General features: G+C 38.2%; 12 protein-coding genes. 9 read left to right on the top strand and 3 right to left on the bottom strand.

What is annotated here, in order from left to right:
* Positions 1 to 22: 22 nt before the first annotated feature.
* The 3 genes from B9Y81_RS06470 to B9Y81_RS06460 are packed head-to-tail and all read left to right on the top strand — an operon-like array spanning position 23 to position 6,301.
* Positions 23 to 3,403, top strand: coding sequence for a SusC/RagA family TonB-linked outer membrane protein (locus tag B9Y81_RS06470; protein ID WP_245832413.1), 3,381 nt, complete (start codon positions 23 to 25; stop codon positions 3,401 to 3,403).
* Between the two features lie 12 nt (positions 3,404 to 3,415).
* Positions 3,416 to 5,107, top strand: coding sequence for a RagB/SusD family nutrient uptake outer membrane protein (locus B9Y81_RS06465; RefSeq protein ID WP_085536186.1), 1,692 nt, complete (start codon positions 3,416 to 3,418; stop codon positions 5,105 to 5,107).
* Between the two features lie 18 nt (positions 5,108 to 5,125).
* Positions 5,126 to 6,301, top strand: a complete 1,176-nt coding sequence (locus B9Y81_RS06460; RefSeq protein WP_085536185.1) for a purple acid phosphatase family protein — start codon at positions 5,126 to 5,128, stop codon at positions 6,299 to 6,301.
* Between the two features lie 83 nt (positions 6,302 to 6,384).
* Here B9Y81_RS06460 and B9Y81_RS06455 read toward each other — a convergent pair whose 3' ends face one another.
* The gene (locus B9Y81_RS06455) at positions 6,385 to 7,842 is read right to left on the bottom strand and encodes a sodium:solute symporter (protein ID WP_085536184.1); all 1,458 of its coding nucleotides are present in this window, start codon (positions 7,840 to 7,842) and stop codon (positions 6,385 to 6,387) included.
* A gap of 214 nt (positions 7,843 to 8,056) precedes the next feature.
* Here B9Y81_RS06455 and B9Y81_RS06450 point away from each other — a divergent pair, with 214 nt between their 5' ends.
* The 6 genes from B9Y81_RS06450 (at position 8,057) to B9Y81_RS06425 (ending at position 14,806) form a co-directional block, all read left to right on the top strand.
* Positions 8,057 to 8,962: a GumC domain-containing protein gene (locus tag B9Y81_RS06450; RefSeq protein WP_085536183.1), complete on the top strand. Its 906-nt coding sequence runs from the start codon at positions 8,057 to 8,059 to the stop codon at positions 8,960 to 8,962.
* Between the two features lie 63 nt (positions 8,963 to 9,025).
* On the top strand, positions 9,026 to 10,369 hold the full coding sequence (locus B9Y81_RS06445; protein WP_085536182.1) for a TolC family protein: 1,344 nt from the start codon (positions 9,026 to 9,028) through the stop codon (positions 10,367 to 10,369).
* Between the two features lie 20 nt (positions 10,370 to 10,389).
* Positions 10,390 to 11,403 (top strand): HlyD family secretion protein, encoded by a 1,014-nt coding sequence (locus B9Y81_RS06440; protein ID WP_085536181.1) that lies wholly within the window; start codon positions 10,390 to 10,392, stop codon positions 11,401 to 11,403.
* Complete coding sequence (locus tag B9Y81_RS06435; RefSeq protein WP_085536180.1) at positions 11,400 to 12,578, top strand: ABC transporter permease; 1,179 nt, start codon at positions 11,400 to 11,402, stop codon at positions 12,576 to 12,578. The genes B9Y81_RS06440 and B9Y81_RS06435 overlap by 4 nt, the downstream gene beginning before the upstream one ends.
* A 13-nt stretch (positions 12,579 to 12,591) precedes the next feature.
* Entirely contained in the window at positions 12,592 to 13,800 is a 1,209-nt protein-coding gene (locus B9Y81_RS06430; protein WP_085536179.1) for an ABC transporter permease, read from the top strand.
* Positions 13,801 to 13,924: 124 nt separating this feature from the next.
* Complete coding sequence (locus tag B9Y81_RS06425) at positions 13,925 to 14,806, top strand: sugar phosphate isomerase/epimerase family protein (protein WP_085536178.1); 882 nt, start codon at positions 13,925 to 13,927, stop codon at positions 14,804 to 14,806.
* Between the two features lie 51 nt (positions 14,807 to 14,857).
* On the opposite strand, the gene B9Y81_RS06420 is transcribed toward B9Y81_RS06425, so the two are convergent.
* Together B9Y81_RS06420 and xpt are read right to left on the bottom strand one after the other, a co-directional pair.
* Positions 14,858 to 16,705: a serine hydrolase domain-containing protein gene (locus B9Y81_RS06420; protein WP_085536177.1), complete on the bottom strand. Its 1,848-nt coding sequence runs from the start codon at positions 16,703 to 16,705 to the stop codon at positions 14,858 to 14,860.
* Positions 16,706 to 16,772: 67 nt separating this feature from the next.
* The gene (xpt, locus tag B9Y81_RS06415) at positions 16,773 to 17,339 is read right to left on the bottom strand and encodes a xanthine phosphoribosyltransferase (RefSeq protein ID WP_085536176.1); all 567 of its coding nucleotides are present in this window, start codon (positions 17,337 to 17,339) and stop codon (positions 16,773 to 16,775) included.
* Between the last annotated feature and the right edge of the window lie 9 nt (positions 17,340 to 17,348).

Raw genomic sequence — 17,348 nt, 5'->3', positions numbered from 1 at the left:
TTGTCACCTTAAATACTAATTAATGTCTAAACTTAAATTTAATGAAATTATGAATGAAAAAACTTTATTCGGTTTTAGCCGTGTTTTTAAATTTCGATGCAAGCATTTGTTTCGGATTTTGAAAATTACAAATCTTTTATTATTTGCTGTTGTGTTTTATTCACACTCGGAAAATGCAATGTCTCAAAAAATAACGTTACGAGGTGATAATATAACATTGAAAAACTGTTTGAATACTATTGAGGAACAAACAGAATATCTTTTTATATATGACACTGAGGTCAATGTAAGTAAAATGAGTTCTATAGAAATGGTGAGTAAGTCTGTAGATGAAGTCTTGGAAAATTTATCTCGTAACTTTGGGTTGAGTTATCATAAAGACGGGAAATACATTGTTTTATCCAAAAAAACCATTACAGATAATAATAGCCTTGTAGAGTCTCAGCAAAAAAAGAAAATTAATGGAGTTGTTACTGATATATTTGGTGAGCCAATTATTGGAGCAAATATAGTTGAAAAGGGAACAACAAATGGCCTTGTTACAGACTTTGATGGTAAATTTACTTTGGATGTATCTTCGGATGCAATTATTCAAATTTCCTATATAGGATATAATATGCAGGAAATACGAGTTGAAAACCAGACATCATTGGTTATTAAACTTGTTGAAGATATGAAAACATTAAGTGAAGTTGTTGTTGTTGGATATGGAACACAAACAAAAGTTAATTTAACAGGTGCAGTAGGCACAATAGCCAAAGATGATTTGCTAGACCGTCCTGTGACAAATGTTTCTTCCGCTATTCAGGGATTAACTCCTGGTGTAACTGTAACATCAGGAACCGGACGTCCCGGTCAAGACGGCTCTACTATCCGTATTCGTGGTGTTGGAACATTAAACACTTCTGATCCTTACATTTTAGTGGATGGAATTGAGACAGGGACTATTAATCAAATTGACCCTAATGATATTGAGTCAATGTCTATCCTGAAGGATGCTGCTTCAGCTGCTATTTATGGTTCAAAAGCGGCTAATGGTGTAATCTTAATAACTACAAAAAGAGGTAAAATTGGAAAACCAACAGTGTCGTATAGCGGAAATGTGAGTATTTCTAATGTAGCTACTTTAATAGATCGATTAAATTCTTATGATCATGCCCGGTTATATAATTATGCATTAATGCAGGATGGTTCCGCCCCTCGTTTTACAGATGAAGATCTTCGATTATTTAAAGATGGATCTGATCCCTACAATCACCCCAATACAGTTTGGACGGATTACATTTATCGTACTGGCTTTATGCATAAGCATAACCTCAATGTAAGCGGAGGATCTGAGGATGTTAAATATATGGCATCTGCCGGATATTTAGGACAAGAAGGTACTTTAAGAAATTCAGATAGACAACAGTTTAATTTACGCACAAATTTAGATATCAAACTTTCTGATAAATTCAATATGCGTACAAATATGGCTTTTATCAATAATAAATATTCAGACCCAAATGCTTCTTATGGGGGGGGATACGCAGGATTTATATGGCAGGCGGATAGAATTGCTCCATGGATTCCATACAAGCGAGAGGATGGTTCATACGGTTCCATTTCTGACGGAAATCCGGCAGCGTGGATTGATATAGATAGTAGAAGAAATTATTTACAACAGAACTTCTCCGGAGCTTTGGCGTTTGATTATACTATTTTGGAGGGCTTAACTTTTACACTGCAAGGTGCTTATGTTACAGATATCAAGGAAACCAAAGATTTTCGTAAAGAATGTTGGTATGATGAAGTAAATTATCATGGTCCCGATCAGTTGGAAGAGAAAGTAAATAGGTGGAGTCGTTATACACTTGACGCTTTGTTGAATTATGCAAAAACTTTTAATCAAGATCACAACTTGAAAGTAATGGGTGGTTATAAAATTGAAAAATATGACTCTCGAGAACTTAAAGCGTTCCGTAAAAGTTTTCCAAATAGTTCTTTGACTGATTTAAATGCAGGGGATGCTTCTACTCAAACAAATAGTGGCTATTCCCGAGAATTGGCAATGATGTCATATTTTGGTCGTATTAACTACGATTATCAGGGAAAGTATTTGTTGGAAGCTGATTTTCGGGCTGATGCTTCTTCTCGTTTTGCTAAAGGATACCGTTGGGGATATTTCCCGGCGTTTTCTGCAGGTTGGCGTATATCGGAAGAAGGGTTTATGGAAAAAACAAAAGAATGGTTACAATCCTTAAAAATAAGAGCTTCTTGGGGGCAGTTGGGTAATCAGGAGGCATTATCAGATTATTACCCTTCATTGACAACTCTTTATATTGGTAAAAACTTCCCATTTGATAATGTACTATTTCAAGGAATTACTCAAACTGCTCATAAGATATCTAGCATTTCTTGGGAGAAAGCAACAAACTGGGGCGTTGGGTTTGATGCCAATTTTTTAGATGAATTCACTTTAAGCGCTGAGTATTATAATCGTAAGACAACAGGGATAATAATGAATGTTCCTGTTCCAAAAACTTTTGGAACAACAAGTGCTTATCAAGATAATGTTGGTGCTTTGCGTAATTCCGGAATAGAATTTAGCGTTACTTGGAATCATAATTTCAATAAGGATTGGAGATTTGGAGTTAATGCGAATTTTGCCTATAATAAAAATGAATTGTTAGACTTAGGAGGTGTTGATGAAACTATCGATGGTTATTTGATAAATCGTGTTGGTCAACCTTATCAATCGTTTTATGTATATGTTACAGATGGACTGTTTCAAAGTGATGAAGAGGCTGCTTCTTATGAATCTAAATATGGTAACCCGTGGTCACTACCTTTTAAAGGAGGCGATTTGCGAATAAAAGATGTAAATGGTGATGGAAAACTAACAGAGGATGATCGGGTTGTAAAAGGTTCTCAACAGCCTAAAGGAACATATGGCTTAACACTTGCAGGAGGCTGGAAAGGTTTTGATTTATCTGTTTTTATGCAAGGAATAACAGGTACAAATCGTTACTTTGACTATACTGTTCCGGGTTTATTTGAAGGAGAAACCTCTCATCCAAGTACAAATTGGTTAAACGCCTGGAGTCCGGAAAACACAAATACGGATTGGCCACGAATATTTTTAGATGACAGATCAGTAAGTGCCCCCAATAAGGCAAGAACCAGCTTTTGGTGTATGAATACGAATTACTTGCGAATCAAGAATATAAATTTCAGCTATACTTTACCAAAATCTTTAATAAGTAAACTCGGTATAGCCAATGCGAAAATATATTATACAGGTGAAAACCTATTTACATTTGATGATTTACCATTCAATGTAGATCCTGAGGTGGAATCAGGAAATCTGAATGTTTATCCTATAAGTAAAAGTCATTCATTCGGTATTAACGTAACATTTTAAATTAGTCTATCTATGAAACTAAAAAAAATATTAAGTCTTGCATTTTGCTTGATTGGAACAGTATACTTCACTTCTTGTGATGATTTTTTTGATCTATACCCTAAAGATCAATTAACTCCTTCAACGTTTTGGAAAACGGCAAGTGATGCGGATGCAGCTGTAACAGCTGCTTATGAATGGTGGGTAAATAATCTTTTAGGATCAAAATTTATTTTCTACGAAGATTGTATGTCCGATATAGGATTTAATTACACCAATGCCTCAAGTTTTAAAATGGCTGGTAATGGTGCAATATCTCCTTTTTCAACGCCAAATTATTATCAGTATGAAAATATTCGTCGTTGTAATTTTGTAATTGATAATATTGATAAGATTCCGGCATCTGAACTTTCTGATGAGACAAAAAAAGAGTATTTGGCTCAGGTTCGTACAATTCGTGCTTATCACCATGCGTATTTAGCTACTTGGTATGGAGATGCTGTTATAATGGATTTTATTCCTCAATCAGCAGTTGAAGCACAACTTCCGAGGGAGCCGGAAGCAAAAGTGAAAGAATTTGCCATGAACGAATTAAATTGGTGTGCAGAAAATATTGCAGAAAAGCCATCAAAGAAAGGTCGTATTGCTAAAGGTGCGGTTCTGTCTATAATTGCCAGATTTAATTTATTGTGGGGTAACTATTCAGAATCATTAGATGCAGCTAATAAAGTAATTGCATTAGGTCAGTATGAATTGGATAAAGACTTTATTAATCTATTTTCTATGTATGGCCAGAATTCAAAGGAAATTATTTATTCTTATCAGCATCTGAAAACTACATTTAAATATACAGATGTAATACGTTTTTATAATAATGCTGATGGGGGCTGGGCAAGCTTTGTTCCAACGCAGAATTTAGTTGATATGTTTGAAATGTCAAATGGAAAAACCATTACAGAAGAAGAGTCCGGTTATGACCCTATTCATCCGTTTTATAATCGTGATCCTCGTTTAAAAAATACAGTTATTTATTCCGGTCAGGATTGGATAGGTCGTAATAATGTTCCGCGTATATTTAATACGTTGGATAAAACGTTACCTAATGGTGCATTAAATAATGATTATTATATTGCAGCGAATAATGCTTCTCATACGGGTATGTTATGGGCCAAGTATTTGTATCCAAATCAAGCTCAGTACTCGACTTCTATGAATGACGATGCCCTATGTCCAATAATATTCCGCTATGCAGAGGTTTTATTGACAAAGGCTGAGTGTTTGGTGGAATTAAATCAGAATTTATCTGAAGCGATTGATATTATTGATCTTATTCGTCTTCGTGGTGGCCATATTGTAGTAGATAGAACTAAATATAATACACAAGCAAAGATTCGTGAGTTGGTAAGGAGGGAGCGTACAATAGAACTGGCTGGTGAAGGTTTTAGATATGAAGATATAGTTCGTTGGGATGAATATGATTCGAACGGTGCAAAAACAGGTAAAAAAGTAGCAGAAACTGTTATGCCGGGTGATTTGCTTCGTTTGTGCGGAACAGTAAATTATAATGAACCAGATCCGGATCGTAGAACTGTTATTAATCTTAATGCAGCACGTGAGGATCGTTTAGTAGAGGTTCGTTACTTCGATAAAAAACAATTTCATTTACCGATTCCGCAGGCTGAGATGGATGCGAATCCTAAATTGGTTCAAAATGATGGTTATTAATTTAAAAATACAATTACAATGCGTTTGTTGAAAATAGCAATTTACACTTTTGTTCTTGCGGTTACGTCTCAGTTACTATGTGCTCAGATAAAGATTCTTTATGGTCCTTATCTGCAAAATGTAAAGGATACGGAGGCTACAATTGTTTGGGAGTCTGACAAGCCGTCTGTTGGTTGGGTTGAGTTAGCGCCCAATGATGGGTCTCATTTTTACAGTGAGGAAAGAGCGAAAGTTTTCGATACTACTAATGGCGTTAAGAATACTTCTTTGCTTCATGCTGTTAAGGTAAAGAATCTGGCTCCGGGTACTGCCTACCGGTATCGAATTTATTCTCAAGAAGTGCTTTCGCACGAAGGTATTTCCGTGATTTACGGTAAGGTGGCCGCGTCTGATGTTTATAATAAGAAGCCTTTGGTTTTTACAACTTGTGATCCGAATAAAAATGAAACGTCATTTTTAATGGTAAACGATATCCATGGACGTGAAAATGTAATTACGAAGTTATTAAACGCGGCTAATTATAAGGACAAAGACTTAATCCTTTTTAATGGGGATATGGTTTCGGTATTCAAAGACCGGGAAACAATTTTTGATGGTTTTATGAAAGAAAGTATTGATTTGTTTGCCGCTGAAAAACCGATGTATTATGCACGCGGAAATCATGAAACCCGTGGGGAGTTTGCAACGTCTTTCCAAAATTATTTTTCGCCTAAAGAACCGTTTCTATATTATATTTTCAGACAGGGTCCTGTTTGCTTTATTTTGTTGGATACGGGTGAAGATAAGCCCGATTCGGACATAGAGTATAGTAATATTACTGATTATGATGGTTATAGAACTGATCAGGTGGAATGGATGAAAGAATTACATAAGAATGAAGATTTTAAACAGGCAAAATTCAGAGTTGTTATTGCGCACATGCCACCGTTAAATTCTCCGGGCATTTGGCATGGACAAAAGGAGGTTTTAAATAAATTTGTTCCTATTTTAAACGAGATAGGGGTTGATTTGATGCTTTGTGGGCATCTTCATCGTAACGTTTATGAAGAATCAAGTTCAAAGATTCAGTTTCCTGTATTAGTCAATTCAAATAATAGTGTTGTCTCGGTTAAAGCTGAAGGGGATAAAATGAATTTGGAAGTGATTGATTTAGATGGAAAGGTAATTATTAAAAAATCATATTCAACAAAATAAACAGGAGGATAGCCTTCGGAATATTGTTTTCCGGAGGCTTCTTTGTATCTGAACAAAGCCGTACTTCCGGAAAATAAGAAAACTTATTTACTTAGGTTTGGCTTCATGGATAGCACCCATATACCGATGAAAGTTAATGCACCGTTTAGCATTAATATTTCATAGCCAAAAGCATAACCGGTTGTTTGTAAAGTGTAGTGATAGAGGGCAAAACAAAATATGGGTGAGGCGATGCAGATATAGGGGATGTATTTGTCTTTGGGTTTACGCTTGGTGAAGAGTCCGAAGGCAAACAGCCCTAACAGTGGACCGTATGTGTAGGAAGCTATCATGTATATAGCGTCGATGATACTTCTGTTGTTCACTGATTTGAACACGAGAATAATCAACGCAAAAAGTATTGCGATTAGTACATGTACCCGCATACGGGTTTTTTTTGCTTTTTCAGCGTCTGCTTTTTCTATTCCCAGAATATCTACACAAAATGAAGTAGTTAACGCCGTTAGCGCAGAGTCGGCACTGCTGAATGCCGCCGCGATAATTCCAATCGTAAAAAAAATAAGAATCGAACTGCCCAATATGCCCGATGTGCAAAACAAGGGTACTATTTCATCATTTAATTGTGGGAGGGTGATGTTTTCTTGTGCTGCCAGTGTAATTAACAGTATACCGAGTGATAGAAACAGGAAGTTTACCGGAGTGAAAGCGAAGCCATAGGTGTACATATTCTTTTGCGCTTCACGAAGGTTTTTGCAGGTCAGATTCTTTTGCATCATATCCTGATCCAACCCGGTCATCACGATAACGATAAATATGCCGCTGAAGAATTGTTTTACAAAATGTTGTGTACTGCTCCAATCATCAAATTCAAAGATGCGGAAGTGCGGACTTGCTGTTATGGTCTGCACCATACCAATCATATTCAGTTCCATTTTGGCTGCTACCTGCCAGATAACAACAATCAACATGGCAACAAGTGCCAATGCCTGTATCATGTCTGTCCAGATAATGGTTTTTACTCCGCTTCGGTAGGTGTAAAGCCAGACAAGAAAGATGCTGATGGTGGTAGTTACTGCAAATGGTATATTCCAGGCATCAAACACATAGGTTTGCAGAATTAAGACGACAAGGTAGAGTCTGGCGGCAGCTCCGATAATTTTGGATAACAGAAAAAACGATGCTCCTGTTTTATAACTTCTTACCCCAATCCGGTCTCTCAGATAGGTATATATAGAGGTAAGTTCAAGTCGGTAGTAAAGTGGAAGCAACACTTTAGCCACGACAATGTAGCCGAAGAAGAACCCGAACACGGTTTGCATATAAGTCATATCGATACTCCGCACCATTCCGGGAACAGACACAAACGTAACACCGGAAAGCGAAGCGCCCACCATTGCTATTGAAACAACATACCACGGAGATTGCCGGTTTCCCCGAAAAAAAGCATCATTGTCTGAGTTTCTACGTCCTGTAAAGTAAGATATCAAGAGAAGAATACAGAAATAGACGGCTATAATGATAAGAATTGTATAATTGTTCATGTATATTCGTTTTGACTGCAAATATAGGCATCTCCTTCCTGTTCTATATGCAAAAAAGATATCCTTTATTATTTTATCCGGCGTGTGGAAATACGGCAAGTTGTCTTAGATTATTATTTTTGCAATAAAAAATTGTAAATAAAAGTTATAGACTTTCTTAATCGTTCGATTAAGTTTACCTTTGCATCAGAAAAAAAAACAGAAGATTCACCGTATGAACGCAGAAAAGAATGAGGGAAAGGAAGTAAAGAAGCTTTCGATGCTTATTGTAGCAATCGTTGTATTGATCCTGATTATTGCGGGAGGGGGCTATTATATATATCATCAGAAAGAACAGATAAATGACATTACACAGGCTTTTGACCTGGATAAGGAAATGCTTGAAGATGAATATAACGAACTGTCATTGCAATATGAAGGCTATAAGTTTGAGGTCGGAAACGACTCTTTAGTCGCTCTGCTTTCTACTGAACAGGCCAAAGTACAGAGATTGCTCGAAGAGCTTCGTACGGTAAAGGCAAGCAATTCCAAAAGAATCAATGAACTGAAAAAAGAGTTAGCTACGTTACGTAGTATAATGCGTAATTATGTAATGCAAATCGATTCATTAAACGCTGCAAATGAGCAACTTAAGCAGGAAAACAAGGAGGTTGTGAAGAAATTCCAACAAGCATCATCTACTGCGGCTCGATTGACAAAAGACAAGGAAAAACTGACGGAACGGGTTACATTAGCCAGCAAATTAGATGCTGCCGCTATATCGGTTACTCCCGTGAATTCAAGAGGAAAAACGGTAGATCGGATTAAAAGGATGGAGCAATTTGTGATCAAATTTACAATCACGAAAAACATTACGGCTCCGGTTGGCGAGAAAACGGTCTATGTACGTATCATGAAACCTGATGATGATATTTTAGTTAAAAACCGTACGAATGTATTTGGTTTTGAAGGAAAAGAAATAAACTATTCGATAAAAAGAGTTATTGAATATGAAGGAGAAGAGCTTCCGGTGGTAATGTATTGGGATATTGAAGAGTTTTTATCTCCGGGTACCTACCGGGTGGATATTTTTGCCGACGGTAATTTGATCGGTAAAAAATCGTTTACGCTGGATAAATAAAGACGTATTTTTCTGTTTCTTTTTCTTCTTCTTTTTTATCAATTTTCTTAAAAGAGATAAAATATGAAATTACTATTTCTGTTATCAATCTCAATGATAGCCTTTTCATTGAGTGGGCAACAAAAGCTTAGTCTCGAGGAGTGCAGACGGCTGGCTGTTCAAAATAATAAGGAGTTACAAATTGCAGGTGAGCGTGTTAAAACTTCATCTTCTGAAAAAAAAGCCGCGTTCACCAAATACTTTCCCCAGTTATCTGCCACGGGTACTTATCTTTGGAACGAAAAAGATATAAATTTGGTAGATTATACACATTTAGGTGATATCTCCGCCTTAATTCCTCCACAGGTTAAAGAAGCTACGCGTCTGGATATTGAAAATGTATGGGTTGCCGGTGTTTCTTTGGTACAGCCGGTCTTTATGGGTGGAAAAATAGTTTCTTATAATCAGATAGCCAAATATGCTGAGGAATTGGCAGAATCCATGAACAATCTGAAACTGCAAGAGGTAATTTACAAAACAGATGAAACGTATTGGCAAGTTATTTCTTTAGTTAACAAGAAGAAATTGGCAGATTCTTACGTGACTTTACTGCAAAAAATGGATTCGGATGTGACTGAAATGATCAATGAGGGAGTGGCTACGAAGGCAGACGGGCTTTCGGTAAAGGTTCGTTTGAATGAAGCTGAAATGGCGCAAACGAAAGTAGACAACGGACTTGCCTTGTCGCGTATGCTGTTGGCCCAGCTATGTGGACTACCTATGCACGAACAGCTTGCCTTGAATGATGAAACATTAGTTGATCTGCCTATGAATGACGCTTTTCAGGAAGGCAATGTGAATGAAGCGTTTCTGAATCGTTTGGAATTAAAAAGCTTAGACCTCGCCACTCGTATATACAAAAAGAAAGAGGCTATCGTAATGGCCGATATGTTGCCGAATGTGGCGTTGATGGCAAATTATTTGGTCACAAATCCCAATTCTTTTAATGGATTTAAGAATGAGTTCGGAGGTATGTTTAATGTAGGAGTTGCATTGAAGGTTCCCTTATCCGGTTGGTGGGAAGGAACGCATAAGCGCAACGCGGCAAGAGCGGAAACCACAATTAAACGATTAGAACTGGAAAATGCGAGAGAAAAAATTGAACTTGAGGTTAATCAATCCATTTATAAATTGAACGAGGCAAACAAAAAGCTGACTGCGTCAATGAGAAATAAAGAACGCGCGGATGAAAATCTTCGTCATGCCGATCTCGGATTTAATGAAGGAGTAATTCCCACTTTGAACCTGATGGAAGCGCAAACCGCATGGATGTCGGCCGGATCAGATCTGATAGACGCGCAAATCGAGGTGAAACTAACTAAAGTATACCTGATGAAGTCAATGGGCAAATTAAACGTAGAAAAGTAAAAAAAATAAAGCAACAGAATATGAGCGAAGCAAAAAAGTTTTCGATGAGCAATATGATGCTGGCATTTATTACTGTACTGGTTGTAATCGGATTGGTAGCACTTGCCGGCTTTTTTCTTTTAACACCGTCTGACGATGTGATCATGGGGCAGGCCGAAGCTACACAAGTGCGGGTATCCGGTAAATTAGCCGGACGAATAGCAGCTTACCGCGCGGCAGAAGGCGATCGGGTAAAATACGGAGACACATTGGTTTTTCTGGACACTCCGGAAGTGCAGGCCAAACTACGTCAGGCAGAAGCTTTGCACTCCGCGGCTTCCGCCCAAAAAGATAAAGCGTTAGCCGGAGCCCGGACTCAGGAAATAGCGGCTGCTTATGAAATGAGCCAAAAAGCACAAGCCGGACTTGATATCGCAAAGAAATCGTATGAACGGGTGTTTCGTTTGTTTGAAAAAGGGGTTATGTCTGCCCAGAAAAAAGACGAAGCTGAAGCAAACTATAAAGCCGCCGAAGCTACAGCCAAAGCTGCTGCGTCACAATATGAATTAGCGCGTGAAGGTGCCAGACGTGAAGACAAAGCCGCTGCGGCAGCAACTCTGGAACGTGCCGAAGGAGCTGTAGCTGAAGTAGAAGCCTACGTAAGTGAATCTGTGTTGTTATCTCCCATTGATGGAGAAGTTGTAGAACGTTTTCCTGAGGTAGGAGAGTTGGTAGGCTCCGGAGCACCGATTATGAATATTGTAGATATGAATGACATGTGGGTAACTTTTAGCGTACGCGAAGATATGTTGCCGGAAATCAAAATAGGCGGCGAAATAAATGCTTTTATTCCGGCATTAGGTGATCAGGTAGTAGCTATGACGGTCTATTATATGAAAGATATGGGAACCTATGCGGCCTGGAAAGCAACTAAAACCACCGGACAATACGATGTGAAAACATTTGAGGTGCGTGCTCGCCCGAATCAGACTGTAGAAGGACTTCGTCCGGGTATGTCTGTTATTCTGAAGAAAAAAGGAAATAAATTATTATGAATTCCGGGCAACCGAAATATGGTGTCCGTGCAATTGCTGCAAGAGAAGTAAAACGACTGTTGGCAAATCGACTTTATCTTGTATGCATGCTGCTTGCTCCGCTGATTAGTGTTGTGTTTTTTCTTTCACTAATGCATAGCGGACTACCTACTGATCTACCTGTTGCGGTTGTTGATCTGGATCGAACATCTACCTCACGTAATTTAACCCGTCAGTTAGATGCCTTTTCGCAAACTGAAATTGTTCAACATCTGAATTCTTTTTCTGAGGCTCGAATTGCGATGCAAAGGGGAGAAGTATATGGAATTTATTATATTCCCGAAGGATTTTCGGTTGAAGCTGCTTCAGGCAAGCAACCGAAGTTGTCTTTCTATACCAACGGAACCTATCTGATCGCGGCTTCATTGCTTTTCCGGGATATGAAAACAATCTCGGTTCTTGCAGGTGCTTCCGTGGGATTACAGACCGGAGTTGCACAAGGAAAGCCGACTGCTCAGATCATGGGACAGCTACAACCGATAAGTATAGATACCCATGCGTTAGGAAACCCTTGGCTGAACTATTCCGTTTATTTAAATAATACAATTTTGCCCGGCATATTACAATTGATGATCTTTCTGATGACAGTCTATTGTATTGGCATAGAAATAAAGCACGATACTGCCGTAGAATGGTTGCAAATGGGTAGAGGATGTTTATTTAAATCGTTGTTAGGTAAATTATTGCCTCATACGGTGATATTTACAATAGTGGGATTCATGATGTGTGCTGTTTTGTACGGATTTAATTCCTTTCCCCTCCAATCCGGCTGGTTACCAATGCTGACAGCCATGTTTTTGTTGGTTATTGCTTCGCAGGCAGTTGGTATATTTATGATAGGTGTATTGCCTACTTTGCGTTTAGGACTTAGTTTTGCCAGCCTCTTTGGCATGATCTCCTTCTCAATAGTAGGATTTTCCTTTCCGGTACTGGCAATGCACCCCAGCTTGCAGGCTTTATCCGATTTGTTTCCATTACGGCATTATTTTCTGATTTATATAGATCAGGCTTTGAATGGACGTGACTTATATTATTCTTTGGGTGAATATCTGTGGTTACTTGCTTTCCTGATCCTTCCTTTCCTAATCGGAAAGACGCTCAAAAAAGCATTGCTTTACATGAAATACATTCCTTAAAAAAAGACAGACAATGGGCAACGGATATCGTTTAAGTAATAGGATAAAGGAAGGTATAGTAGATGTTTTCTATATCTGGAAAGAAGAACTGAAAAATATATTTAAAGACAGCGGCGTGATTGTTTTCTTTTTTTTAGTTCCTTTTGCCTATCCGTTAGTGTATGCACTGATCTATAATAACGAGGTGGTACACGAAGCTAAAATGGTTGTTGTAGATGATTCTGACACTTATTTAAGTCGTGAATTTACAAGAAGAGTAAATGCAACTCCCGATGTACACGTCGTTAGTGTGTGCAAAGATATGAATGAGGCGAAACAAATGCTGGACGAAAAAAAAGCATACGGGATCCTGTATTTCCCATCCACGTTTAGTAAAGACCTTAATTCGGGTAGACAAACCAAAATTTCGTTGTTTGCCGATATGAGCAGCTTACTCTTCTATAAGGCATTTCTACTGGCTGCAACGGAAGTCTCTTTTGATCTGGGGAAAGAGTATGTATCCGAACTACATCCGGCTGTTTCACAACAAGCAGAAATGATAAAGATTGATCCGGTTCCCTATGAATCCATAGCTTTATATAATAGTCAGATGGGGTTTGCCAGTTTTCTGGTACCTGCAATATTAATATTAGTGATACAACAAACACTGTTATTGGGAATTGGCATGTTGGGAGGTACGGCCCGTGAGAAGAACAAGTTACACACGTTGGTTCCATCGAATAGGCATTTTAAAGGTACGCTACGAATTGTTTTGGGGAAATCATTGTCATACATGGTATTGTATGCCGTTGTATGTATTTGGGTAATTACCGTTGTTCCCAGGTTGTTTGCTTTCCCGCAAATAGGTAACCCGGGTGTAATTCTGCTATTTCTTTTGCCTTTCCTCGCAGCATCGATCTTTTTTGCGATGACCCTTTCCGGCTTTATGACTTCCCGTGAATCGCCTATGCTGGTATTTGTATTTACTTCCGTTATCCTGCTGTTTATATCAGGTGTATCCTGGCCAAAAGAAGCTATCCCCGAATTCTGGAGAGCATTGGGTTGTTTTTTTCCGTCTACCCCGGGAGTACAAGGTTTTATCCGGATCAATACCTCCGGTGCAAGCCTCAATGAAGTTGCTGATGAATATCGTATGCTATGGATACAAGCAGGCGTTTACTTTATTTCTGCCTGCATTATTTATCGTTATCAGATAATTAGAAGTCTGAAAGCGACAATATGATTTGAATAGGTGAGAAAAGGATACTATATTTGTATGTTATAAAGAATTCTATTGAAAAAGGTGAAAAACAGAAAATATAGTTATATTTTTGCCCGAATGAATAATTTTTTAATTTAACAATACTATGCAAAACAGACGTGACTTTTTGAAAAGTGCTTCTCTTATGTTGGCAGGTGGACTTGTTGCACCTCAGTTATTATCATCATGTGCAGGTAATGCCTCAGGATCTGCTAAATTTGTTGGTCTTCAATTATATTCATTGAGAGACATGGTGAAAGAATCAGGTATTCAAGCTGTTCTTGAAACTGTAGCTAAAATGGGTTATAAAAACCTTGAAACCGCAGGATACGATAATGGTAAAATCTATGGTTTAGCTCCGGCAGAGTTCAAGAAAATAGTTAATGACCTTGGAATGAAATGTACAAGTGCTCACTTAGGACAGGCCTTTACGAAAGAAAAAGAGGCGGAAGTAATGTCATGGTGGGATCAGGCTATTGAAGCTCACAATGAATTAGGTGTTAAATATATGGTTCAACCATGGATGCCGGTTAATGACCAAACAACATTGGACGACCTGAAAATGTATTGCGACTATTTCAATACTGTAGGTTATAAGACTGCTGCTGCAAGTATTGCTTTCGGATATCACAATCACGACTTCGAATTCCGTAAGGTTGAAGATCATGTGATTTATGATTATTTGTTAGACAATGTTAGTCCTAACCACGTATTCTTCCAGATGGACGTTTATTGGGTAATGAAAGGTGGACAAGATCCGGTTGCTTATTTGAAATCTCGCGCAAGCCAATTCAAAACAATCCATATTAAAGACGAAAAAGAAATCGGAGCAAGTGGAGAAATGAATTTCCAACCTATCTTCGAACAAATGAAGGCTAACAACGTTAAGGATTGGTATGTTGAAGTAGAACAATATACAAACAACGATCCTGTTGCCAGCGTACAAGAAAGTTATGACTTTTTGAATAAAGCTGAATATGTATATTAATCAGTATAATCTATTATAAATAAAAAAAGAGGGTTGAAAAACCCTCTTTTTTTATTTAAACCCTTTCAATAAGTGCTTCCAAATTAAATTGATTTCGGCTTGCATATCATCTATATTTGCTGTTGCTACTATAACAGCATCTTTTTCGGGAATAACGATGATGAATTGCCCATTGGCCCCATCTGCACGGTAAGCATTATGCCGACAACGCCAAATCTGATAACCATAACCTTGAGTCCAATCACTATCTTTTACTTCTTTTCCTTCCTTTGTCAAGATAGGAGGTTGCTGAATATGAGCTGTGGTAGCTTCGTCAAACCAGGCTTCAGAAAGCAATTGTTTTCCATTCCACATACCCTTTTGCAGCATAAATTGCCCCATCTTAGCCATATCTTCTGTTTTAATATATAAGCCCCATCCTCCGAAGTTTACACCTGAAGGGCTCTTTCCCCATTTGGTTCCGACAATACCTAAAGGGCGGAAAAGGCGAGGGTAGAGGTACTCTTCTACTGTCTGACCTGTCACTTTTTGAATTATAGCAGATAGCATATAGGTGGCAATACTATTATAAACAAATCTCGTTCCCGGTTTATGCACAACGGGAGTAGCAAGGAAAAATCGCTCCCATTCAACCGATACTTTTTGTTCAAAAAAAGCACTTGTCGGATCTTTATCGTGTCCGACAGACATAGTCAGCAGATCTTTGATCTTAACCGCTTTCATGTTTTCGGATACTTCGGCCGGCAGGTAATCCGGGAAGTAATCTATCAAAACGTCATCAACAGTTATTAATTTCTCCTGAACGGCAAAACCAATAGCTGTAGCTGTAAATGTTTTACTTACAGAATTTAGAATATGAGGTTTGTTAGCCGCGTTATCTCCAAACCATTCCTCGTATACAACCTTTCCATGACGAACGATCATTAAGCTATGCAGATCCTGCTTGTGCTTTTTAACATCAGCCAGATAATTCTGAATATTCTTCAACGAAACCTTCTCTGCTTCCGGAGTAGTTCTTGGCAAAGCCTTTGTTACTTCATTATAAGTGACCAATTGAATGCCTTTTTCTTTAATCGTGTTTTTAATTTTATCGGAAGTAAACAGATCGGTCACCCCCTGACGATCTTTGGCTACCCATTCGTAGCCAATATGACCTACAGTCTGCATTTCTTCATTGTCCAACGCCGGGTGATCAATAAAAATGTATGTTTTCCCTGATTGCAACTTCTCTAAAGTGGCCAGAAAGCTCTTTTCTTTATCTTCGTATGTTTTATTTGACCCTGTGTATCCCACAAACTCTACCTGATACTGATTCATTGATTCTTTGCGATCTACCGTAGTCAGATTATATTCATCAGCAAGACGCGCAACCATTTCTGAAACTTTAGGATCAAAAGACATGGATCCCATGTGGCCGGAGAGATGGCTGATTTGAGGAATGTTTTTTAAAGCCAACTCTATCTGCGCACGAAATTCTTGTTCTATTTCCTTTAGCTCCCATTTGTTTTCTGTGATAGATTGTCCCGGATAAGAAGCGTTAGGCGATATCATAGGATAGAAATATCCGTTCGCATCGGTCAGGCTGGGACAGTTAGTTAGCGGACGCCACTTAATATTCTCCCATTCACTTGTAATGGTGAGATGCAACCCTACGTCAATCGTAGGGTTATCATTTAATAATTTGGCAGCTTCGGGAAACCAAGGACAAACCACCATAACCTCTATGGAAGTAGTAATACCATCCAAAGCAGTCTGCATACATGCAATATTAGCTGCTCGGGAAGAAGCAATATCATCAGCCCTTACTATCAGACGAGGAGCGTTTTTTGTCTGATCGTCTAAAGCACTTGCCGTTAGAGAAAGGCAAGCAATAAATGAAAGGATAAGTACTCTTTTCATAATCCGTATCTTATTTAAAGTAAGATACAAATATACTAAAGATATACTATTTTAAGAGTTACAATGTTCAGCGAATAACGATTTTGCAGTCGGATAAATCATCAATGATTGCCAGACTTTCAACCCTTACACCTTTTTCTCTTAAAATTTTACCGCCATCCTGAAACGCTTTTTCGATGATAAAGCCCATACCGGCAAGAGTAGCACCTGATTGCTGCACAAGATCTATCATACCAAGAGCAGCATTGCCATAAGCCAGGAAGTCATCAACAAAAAGAATATGATCTTCCGGTTGAAGAAAATTATTACTTATACACACGGTGTAATCACGATCTTTCGTGAAAGAATGAATCGTAGTGGTAAGCATATTTTCCATTGTTTTAGGTTGCTTTTTCTTCACAAATACAACCGGCAGATTCATAACATACCCTACTAAAATAGCAGGAGCTATTCCACTTGCCTCAATGGTTACTATTTTATTAATCTTTACACCTTCGAATCTCTTTACAAACTCTTCAGCAATGTGGTACATTAGCCGCGGGTCCATTTGATGGTTAATGAAGCTATCTACCTTAAGAATTCCGCCTTCATAACATTTACCATCTTGCTCAATGCGTCGTTTAAGTAATTCCATATTTGTGTT

This window comes from Massilibacteroides vaginae, from assembly GCF_900178525.1.
GTDB classification, from domain to species: Bacteria; Bacteroidota; Bacteroidia; order Bacteroidales; family Tannerellaceae; genus Massilibacteroides; species Massilibacteroides vaginae.
This window is presented reverse-complemented; position numbering and strand designations above follow the sequence as displayed.